Raw genomic sequence first — 9,078 nt, 5'->3', positions numbered from 1 at the left:
TTTCGCGCTGTGCCGTGTCAGTGGATGCGCATTATAGGGAGCTAAGATTTTTGCGCAACCCCTTTTTTGAAGTTTTTATATAAAAAAAGATCGCTTGGCGATCTTTTAATCTAAAGCGATCTAAATCGCTTATTTAGTCACCAGAATACAGGCTAATTAGTCACTTTTTCTGTTGCGGTGTAAAACTGCTTCAAGAAGGCGATGGCGTTCTCATCATCCCAATCCACATAACTACGTACATAAGCCACCAGCTCACCTTGTGGATTTAAGATAAATGTTGCAGGTATAGTTTCTAGGGGAAACACTTCACGAAGGTTTTGCTTAGGATCAAAGTAAGATTCAAATTCTGCTAAGCCAATCGACGCTAAAAATGGTTGTACTATCTCTTTACCGTCAGCGTCAATCGAAATAGGTAATAGCATGTATTTGCTTCGGTCTATTTTATTGGCAAGCCGGTCTAGTGCAGGAAGCTCTCTGACACAAGGTGGACACCATGTCGCCCACATATTGACAACGACGACTTTACCTTTAAATGCTTCAAAATCTATTTGGGCATTATTCAATTGACTAAAGTTGACTTGGGCTATGGGAAAAGGTTGCGGCAGGATGGTAATTTTATCTAAACCGGTTTGAGATACTGGCTTTTGACTAGGTTGCATACCTGGGTATGCAATACCGCTGTCTACTATTAGTAAACTTGTACTAATAACAGCAGCGGTAAGGAGCACTTTTTTAAACGATATCATCATTTATTACGTTTCAGTAATTCATCAAGTTGTTGCTGATCTTCTGCTGACATCTCAACATCTGCATTAGCACTATTGCGTTGACGACGAATTAGAACGGTACCAATAATAAATCCGAAGATTAATAATGCGAACGGCCCAATCCATAAAACGTACGTTTTGGGATCAAGTCTTGGCTTATATAAAACAAAGTCACCGTATCGGCTTGTCATAAACTCAACAATTTGCTCATCTGACTTGCCATCATCAACCATCTTATACACTTCTAAACGCAAGTCTTGTGCGACTGGTGAGTTAGAATCGACTAAGTTTTGATTTTGACACTGTGGGCAACGTAATTCATGCGCTAATGAAATCGCACGTTTTTGGTTGCTTGGTGATTTAAACTCATAGGTGTCAACTGGTGTTGCTTGAACCATTACACTAAATAGCAAACCAACAAACAGCGTGATAGATAAATTAACTAATTTCATTACGCAGCTCCATCAGCTTTAGCTTCGGCTTGTAATTGCTGAACCATTGGGTACAAAGTCTCTTTCCAGATATTTTGATCAATCGGTCCGGCATAACGGAATCGAATAATACCGTTATGATCTACAATAAATGTTTCTGGTGCACCGTATACGCCAAGATCTAATCCTAAACGACCATCTTTATCATAAAGATTGATCGTATAAGGATCGCCTTCACGACGAAGTTCTTTAATTGCCAATGCGCGTTCGTCACGATAGTTAATACCGTAGATAGGCATAATGTTACGACGAGACAGCATGGTTAAAAAAGGATGTTCATATTTACACGCTGGGCACCAAGTAGCCCATACGTTGAGTAATGATACTTGACCTTTTAAGTCGGCCTCGGTCAACATTTCACTCGGCGTTTCAAGTCTCTCAAGTTGGAAAGCCGGGATCGGCTTTCCTTCTAATGCTGAGTCCAGCTTCTGAGGATTAAGGAATAAACCTTGATATAAGAATATTCCCATCACCAAAAATAAGGCTAGTGGTATAAACAGCACCAACTTTTTCATACATTCTCCATTTTAAGCTGTAGCTAACTTATCTTTTGCTTTTTGCTCAGTTTCAGTCACGGCTTTCTTTACACGATAACGTTTATCCGATGCGGCAAGGAAGCCACCTACCATCATAAAGATTGAACCAAACCATAACCAACGAACATAAGGCTTATAGTTTAAACGTACAGCAAACTCTGTTGCACTAATTGGGTCACCCATTGTGACATATAAATCACGGAATAAGCCCCAATCAATACCCGCTTCAGTCATATCCATAGTACGAACATTATATTGGCGACGATCGGGTTTAAGCAGGGTAATGAATTTGTCATCTTGATAGATTTCAATTTGACCTTGCTGAGCCGTGTAATTTGGACCGACAACATTTTTGGTTTCAAGGTACTTAAAGGTATAACCGGCTAACTCTTGGCTGACACCTGGGCCCATACGGACACTTTTTTCAACTGAGTAGTTTGACACCATAGTGGCACCGACCACTGACACTGCAATACCTAAGTGAGCGATAATCATGCCAAGCTGGCTACGTCCGATACGAGTTAAGCTAATGCCGCCCTCTTTATCTTTAACAATATTATATGCTGCACGGAAGGTTGCTAGCGTTATCCATGTCGCAGCTGCAATACCAAATGCAACCCATACGCTAAACTCACCACCCATCATAAATGGTACAGCTAAACCGACTATTGCAGCGATCATTGCTGGTACTAACAATTGACGTTTAATTTCACCTGGTTTTGATTTTTTCCAACGAATAATTGGACCAATACCCATAAAGCCAAATAACACCAACACGATTGGTACAAATACAGCATTAAAATATGGAGGTCCTACAGAAATCTTACCCATACCTAATGCATCAATAAGCAATGGATAAAGAGTACCCAGAAGTACAGTACCTGCAGCAACGGTTAATAACACGTTACAAACTAACAGCATGGTTTCTTTCGACTTCAACTCAAAACGAGCTGGACTGCTCATTTCGCTGGCGCGGAAAGCGAACAATGTTAATGAACCACCAATGGCGATAGCTAATAACAGCAGAATAAACATACCGCGGCTTGGGTCGGCGGCAAATGAATGCACAGACGTTAATACACCAGAACGTACAATGAAAGTACCTAACAAGCTTAACGAGAAAGCAAAAATAGATAACAGCACGGTCCAGTTACGGAATGCACCCCGTTTTTCAGTTACCACTAGGGAATGCACTAACGCTGTACCGATTAACCATGGCATAAATGATGCGTTTTCGACTGGGTCCCAGAACCACCAGCCACCCCAACCGAGTTCGTAATAAGCCCACCAAGAACCTAACGAAATACCGCCTGTTAGGAATACCCAAGCCGCTAAAGTCCATGGACGAGACCAACGAGCCCAAGCCGAATCTAAGCTACCACTCATCAGTGCTGCGATAGCAAATGCAAAACTTACTGAGAAACCAACATAACCCAAATACAACATAGGTGGATGGAAAATTAATCCGACGTCTTGCAACATTGGATTTAAATCACGCCCTTCCATTGGAATGGGGAAAATACGTTCAAAAGGACTGGACGTTAGAATCATGAATAAGCTGAAACCTACAATAATCATAGCAAGTACAGCTAAGACCCTTGCGGTAAATACTTCTTCTAATCCTTTACTAAAGGTGGCAACTGCCGCAGCCCAAACGGATAGTGAGAATACCCAAAAGAGTAATGACCCCTCATGACCACCCCAAACCGCTGCTATTTTAAAGAATATAGGCAACTGAGAATTAGAATGGTGAGCAACATAGGCAACGGAGAAATCATCAACCGCAAAACTATAGCCTAATGTGATGACTGAAATTAGAATAAAGAAAAACATGCCGTAAGCAAGAGGCCATGCATATCTAACAAGATAAGCGTCCTTTTTTGCAGCACCGATTAATGGGACACTGGCTAATAGCATGGCAAATGCCAAGCCAATTATCAGTGAAAAATGTCCAATTTCTGGAATCATGGGTATTCCTTAGTTATAAAAACATTGATTTGATATCAACAAACCACGTTAATGCAGGCAATGAGCATACGTTACTATACTCACATTAGCTTAAGCGAATTTTAAATCATTTTAGAGCTTGCTACTGCTGATGTCTGCCACTTTCGTGTAAAACTGAGTTACTGGTCGCATTATCTCTACCCAGCAAGATCAAAAACATCTGATCACAATAGTAAAGGCTGTGACTAACAAAATAATGTAAAGTTTCAACAATCTTTACGAGAACAATTTAAATTGTGAAGCAGTGCCCAACTCTCAAAATTCAGTTTCATATCTTCCTTATATTACTATTCAATTAATAATCTTTACGTATAATCAAGCAATCAAGCTCAGCGGAACCCCGCTTTCCTATAAACTAAAAGTGAATATTGAAACGATGACCACATTTTGGATTTTAATCGCGCTTGTCCTTATTATCAGCTTAATGATGATTTGGGTACCTCATTTTCGTCAGCAGAAATTACTTCAAGCCGAAGAGTCTGGCGTTCGTAAACAAACTAACCTTGAACTATTCAATGAACGTTTAGGCATTCTTGAAAAAGAACTTCAAGACGATTTACTTGATCAAGCAGAATTTGACGCATTAAAGAAAGAATTAGAAATAAGCCTGCTACAAGATATGAAGCACAAAGGCGATGATTCTCTTGTCGCAGCAAAACCTAAAAGTATTTTATGGCCATCTGTCATGACAGTGGCAGTATTGGCATTATCAGGTTACTTCTATCAACAACTAGGAGCCTATAATGAATTAGCGAATCCACCTCAGGCCAGTAATCCACACGAGGGCATGAGCAATGAGCAAATTATGGCTCAACGTGTTCAAATGATGGAAGCGCAGGTTCAACAAGATCCAGAAAATAGCCAAGCCTGGTTTAGCTTAGGTCATGCTTACATTTCGGCTAATCAATATAATCATGCTGTAGCCGCCTTTGATAAAGTGATGGAATTAGTTGGCACTCACGCTGAACTGCTTGGTCCTAAAGCCACAGCTATGTACTATCAAGCGGGTCAAAAGATTACCCCAGCAATTAAAGCGATTATTGATCAATCGTTAGCATTAGACCCACAAGACCCCTCTACTTTATTACTTGTTGGTATGGATGCATTCTTTAATGCCCAATATCAAGATGCGATCAATGCCTGGCAAGCAATTTTAGACAGTGACCGTAGCGATGTAGATCGCACTGCACTGATGAATGCAATTCAATCTGCAAAAATGAGTATGCAATCAGATATGGGCGCCATGCCAAATGATGATGCCCATAACCCAGTAAAGAAAAGTGCTACCCAAACTAATGCAACTATGAGCAAAACCGTAAATGTTGCTGTAAGTATTGCGCCAGAATTGGCTGACAAAGTTGGCCCATCTGACCAAGTGTTTATATTTGCCCGTGCGACTCAAGGTCCTAAAGTGCCATTAGCTGCTACAAAAATCAGCGCCAGTGATTTGCCTTTAACCATTACATTGGATGACAGCACTTCAATGGGCGGTGATGTTAAATTAAGTGGTGCCGCTGAAGTTGAAATTATTGCGGTATTGTCTAAAAATGGCAGCGTTAAACCACAAGCTGGTGATATTAAAGGTATCGTTGAAGCCGTTAAGGTGGGTGAAGAAACCACATTGACACTCAATACATTAGTGCAATAGCGTTATCACCGATTAAAAGAGGAACCTTAATTGTGTTCCTTTTTTATGTTTACTTTATTTAATAGACATAAAAAAACCGGCTATAAGCCGGTTTTTATATTACAGAAGAAGCATTACTTTGACATGAACTCAATAGCGTTCTTGTAATCTTCGTCAGTACAATCTGTACACATACCACCTGGTGGCATTGCGTTTAAACCAGACTTAACAGACTGAACTAGAGTATCAATACCTTTAGCGATACGAGGTTCCCAAGCCGCAACATCATGAGACTTTGGTGCACCAGCAACACCCATGCTGTGACACACTTGGCAAGCCTTGTTATAAACAGCTTCACCTTCTTGAGCAAATACATTCGCAGACAAAGTTAATGCAGCTACTGCAGTCATTGCTAACAATTTTTTCATGTTCAACGTTCCTAATTGCAAATACATACAAAGCTTATCTCTGCCTGGTCATTCGAACGGCAGACTATTTATTTAGCGAGACTAGATTACTACATACTGCAAGAAATCTCACCTTTTTGTGATAACAATCTCAGCTTAGTACAGAAATAACAATTTATTGACAGAACAAGGTAATATATTAGGAAATGTTGAAAAAGTTCCAACTTTATTAATATTATTGGAACTACATCAAATTGCTAACACTTAATCATAGCTAAAGGTAACCGCATAATACTGTTTATGTTAATATCTTGAAGTACTTCCTAACAGGCTAAAATAGAGGGTTCAGTGACAAAAACAACACCATCCACTCCCTTAATCAGTGCGCAGAACCTGACGTGTATTCGTGAAGAACGTTTACTGTTTGACGAGCTCAGTTTTGGCATTTACGCTGGCGACATTGTTCAAATTGAAGGCCCTAACGGCGCGGGTAAAACAAGTTTATTGCGCATTCTTGCAGGTCTGTCACGTCCTTACTCAGGCGATGTCCTCTACTTAGAACAAAACATTACCAGCACCCGAGATGAATTTAACGAAAACTTACTTTATCTTGGTCACCTTGCTGGAGTGAAAAGCGAGTTAACTGCAGAAGAAAATCTTAACTTCAATTTAAGAATCAGTGGTTATGATAGCTATCAAACTTCTGATATTTTGGCCAAAGTAAATCTGAGTGGATTTGAAGAAGCGTTAGCGGGTCATCTTTCAGCAGGACAACATCGTCGAACAGCCTTAGCAAGGTTATGGCACACCAATTGTAAAATTTGGATTCTAGATGAGCCATTTACCGCAATCGATAAAAAAGGTGTTGAAGAGCTAGAAAGGTTATTTTTAGATCATGCTAGTCATGGTGGATGTGTAATTATGACGACTCATCAAGACATGGGTTTAATTACTGAACCGCGCCTTCGTAAAATAAAACTAGACTACCGCTTTATATAAGGCCAGATGATGAATAGAGGCATTAGTTATACCAGTGCATTTTTCACTTTGTTACAACGTGATTTAAAAATTGCTATCAGACATCGCGGCGATATATTTAACCCACTGTTGTTTTTTATAATTGTTGTGACCCTTTTCCCACTGGGTATAGGGCCAGAACCTAAAATTTTAACCCGTGTTGCACCAGGAATAATTTGGGTTGCTGCATTATTAGCATCAATGTTGTCGTTAGAGCGTTTGTTTAAAGCCGATTACACCGACGGTAGCTTAGAACAAATGCTCCTTAGCCCACAACCATTGGCAATAATGGTACTTGCTAAAGTATTGGCGCATTGGATATTAACCGGCGTTCCTTTGATACTAGTATCGCCTTTACTTGCAGTTTTACTGCATCTTGAAAGCAATAGCTACATGGCATTAATGGCGACCCTTGCCTTAGGTACACCAGTATTATCGTTATTGGGTGCTATTGGTGTAGCACTTACAGTTGGGCTGAGAAAAGGTGGTGTGTTACTGACACTTCTCATTCTGCCCTTATATATTCCAGTATTGATTTTTGCAACAAGTGCGATCGATGCTGCAGGTATGAATTTACCTTATGATGGTCAGCTAGCGATTATTGGCGCCATGCTGGTTGGTTGTTTAATCATGGCACCCTTTGCGATTGGTGCTTCATTACGAGTGAGTACAAACTAAAATGTGGAATAAGATGTGGAAGTGGCTAAATTCTTACGCAGATCCAGAGCGTTCATATAATCTAGCAGGAAAATTATTACCTTGGTTCGCTTGTTTAGCAATTGCACTAATAGGTGTAGGGACAACTTGGGGCATGTTATACGCTCCGATGGATTACCAGCAAGGAGATAGTTTCCGAATTATCTATATACATGTGCCTGCTGCGTCTATGTCAATGGCTGCATACATGGGGATGGCTACAGCATCATTTATCGGCCTTGTATGGCAAATTAAAGCTGCTGATTGGGCGGCGGCCTCAATAGCACCTATTGGTGCAGTGATTACCTTTATCGCATTGTTTACCGGTGCAGCATGGGGCAAACCAATGTGGGGCACTTGGTGGGTTTGGGATGCACGTCTAACCTCAGAGTTAGTGCTACTGTTTTTATACCTAGGCGTCATTGCCCTTTACGCTTCATTTGAAGATAAAGTGTTAGCAGCTCGAGCAGCTGGTATCTTGGCAATTGTAGGTGTGATTAATATTCCAATTATTAAGTATTCAGTTGACTGGTGGAGTAGTTTACATCAACCCGCCACGATAAAAATTACAGAAAAATCCACTATGACAGGTGACATGCTTTATCCATTACTTATCAATATTTTCGGATTTGGAATGATGATTGGCGCATTGACATTAGTGAGATTTAGAGCAGAAGTCTTAGCACGTAATGGAATGCGTCCTTGGGTTCGTGAATTAGCTAAAACGGAGGCAGCAAAATAATGCAATTTGATTCATTCGCAGCATTTTTAGATATGGGTGGCTACGCATTTTTTGTATGGCTAGCCTACGGAGTCACATTTGGCAGTTTAGGTATTTTAATCATCCATAGCTTAGGCCAGAAACGAAAAGTCTTAATCGAGATCTCCAAAAAGATCACCCGAGAAGAGCGTTTAAAAGAATCTAGAGGTAATAAATCGTGAACCCAAGACGTAAAAAAAGACTGACATTAGCCGTTGCCCTGATAGCTGGTGTGGCAGGTGTAGCATCTCTGCTATTGTATGCATTAAATACAAACTTAAACTTATTCTACACACCATACGAAATCGTACATGGTAAAAAAGACACGGGTGTTAAACCGGAAGTAGGACAACGCATTCGTGTTGGCGGCATGGTGACTATTGGCTCTATGATAAGAGATCCAGACAGTTTACATGTTGAGTTTGCAATACATGACTCCGCTGGCGGCGAAATTATTGTGACATTTGATGATCTTTTACCTGATTTATTCCGTGAAGGTCAGGGTATTGTGGCGCAAGGGGTATTAATTGAATCAGGAAAACTAGAAGCTACTGAAGTACTAGCAAAGCATGACGAAAACTATATGCCACCGGAAGTTGCAGAAGCAATGGGTCAAACCCATGAGAAATTAGAATATCCAGAAGAAAAGAAATCTGAAGGTTATAAATACCAATAATTTGTAGCAAATTAATCAAAAGCCAATCACGTGATTGGCTTTTTTATTTGGGTATGATTAGGTGCCATTCGTGATACAACAGAAATAGGCAACA

11 protein-coding genes are annotated in these 9,078 nt (G+C 40.3%); 6 read left to right on the top strand and 5 right to left on the bottom strand.

The window, feature by feature from the left end; genetic code table 11:
• Window positions 1–152: 152 nt before the first annotated feature.
• From ORI98_RS17390 to ORI98_RS17375, 4 genes are read right to left on the bottom strand one after another with little or no spacing between them, the layout of a single operon-like run.
• Window positions 153–749 (bottom strand): TlpA disulfide reductase family protein, encoded by a 597-nt coding sequence (locus ORI98_RS17390; protein WP_261299998.1) that lies wholly within the window; start codon window positions 747–749, stop codon window positions 153–155.
• Window positions 746–1,219: a heme lyase NrfEFG subunit NrfF gene (gene nrfF, locus ORI98_RS17385; protein WP_261299999.1), complete on the bottom strand. Its 474-nt coding sequence runs from the start codon at window positions 1,217–1,219 to the stop codon at window positions 746–748. Before nrfF ends, ORI98_RS17390 begins: the two co-directional genes overlap by 4 nt.
• Entirely contained in the window at window positions 1,219–1,773 is a 555-nt protein-coding gene (locus ORI98_RS17380; RefSeq protein ID WP_306136045.1) for a DsbE family thiol:disulfide interchange protein, read from the bottom strand. The genes nrfF and ORI98_RS17380 overlap by 1 nt, the downstream gene beginning before the upstream one ends.
• 12 nt (window positions 1,774–1,785) lie before the next feature.
• On the bottom strand, window positions 1,786–3,762 hold the full coding sequence (locus ORI98_RS17375) for a heme lyase CcmF/NrfE family subunit (RefSeq protein WP_306136044.1): 1,977 nt from the start codon (window positions 3,760–3,762) through the stop codon (window positions 1,786–1,788).
• Window positions 3,763–4,177: 415 nt separating this feature from the next.
• Between ORI98_RS17375 and ccmI the strand changes: the two genes are divergently transcribed.
• A complete protein-coding gene (gene ccmI, locus ORI98_RS17370) occupies window positions 4,178–5,449 on the top strand; it encodes a c-type cytochrome biogenesis protein CcmI (protein ID WP_261300002.1) in 1,272 nt (423 codons plus the stop codon).
• 113 nt (window positions 5,450–5,562) lie between these two features.
• Here the strand turns inward: ccmI and ORI98_RS17365 are convergent, their stop codons facing one another.
• Window positions 5,563–5,856 carry a cytochrome c5 family protein gene (locus ORI98_RS17365; protein ID WP_261300003.1) on the bottom strand — a complete coding sequence of 98 codons (294 nt, stop codon included), beginning with the start codon at window positions 5,854–5,856 and terminating at the stop codon, window positions 5,563–5,565.
• A 327-nt stretch (window positions 5,857–6,183) separates the two neighbouring features.
• Here ORI98_RS17365 and ccmA point away from each other — a divergent pair, with 327 nt between their 5' ends.
• From ccmA to ccmE, 5 genes are read left to right on the top strand one after another with little or no spacing between them, the layout of a single operon-like run.
• A complete protein-coding gene (ccmA, locus tag ORI98_RS17360; protein ID WP_261300004.1) occupies window positions 6,184–6,834 on the top strand; it encodes a cytochrome c biogenesis heme-transporting ATPase CcmA in 651 nt (216 codons plus the stop codon).
• 9 nt (window positions 6,835–6,843) lie between these two features.
• Window positions 6,844–7,530, top strand: coding sequence for a heme exporter protein CcmB (gene ccmB / locus ORI98_RS17355; RefSeq protein ID WP_261300005.1), 687 nt, complete (start codon window positions 6,844–6,846; stop codon window positions 7,528–7,530).
• A gap of 13 nt (window positions 7,531–7,543) precedes the next feature.
• A complete protein-coding gene (locus ORI98_RS17350; protein ID WP_261300006.1) occupies window positions 7,544–8,290 on the top strand; it encodes a heme ABC transporter permease in 747 nt (248 codons plus the stop codon).
• Window positions 8,290–8,490, top strand: a complete 201-nt coding sequence (gene ccmD, locus ORI98_RS17345) for a heme exporter protein CcmD (RefSeq protein ID WP_261300007.1) — start codon at window positions 8,290–8,292, stop codon at window positions 8,488–8,490. The genes ORI98_RS17350 and ccmD overlap by 1 nt, the downstream gene beginning before the upstream one ends.
• On the top strand, window positions 8,487–8,984 hold the full coding sequence (ccmE, locus tag ORI98_RS17340) for a cytochrome c maturation protein CcmE (RefSeq protein ID WP_261300008.1): 498 nt from the start codon (window positions 8,487–8,489) through the stop codon (window positions 8,982–8,984). Before ccmD ends, ccmE begins: the two co-directional genes overlap by 4 nt.
• Window positions 8,985–9,078 lie beyond the last annotated feature (94 nt).

The sequence above is a fragment of the Shewanella sp. ULN5 genome (assembly GCF_030731885.1).
Classification (GTDB): domain Bacteria; phylum Pseudomonadota; class Gammaproteobacteria; order Enterobacterales; family Shewanellaceae; genus Shewanella; species Shewanella holmiensis.
The sequence above is the reverse complement of the archived record's forward strand: the minus strand, read 5'-3'. Positions and strand labels throughout refer to the sequence as shown.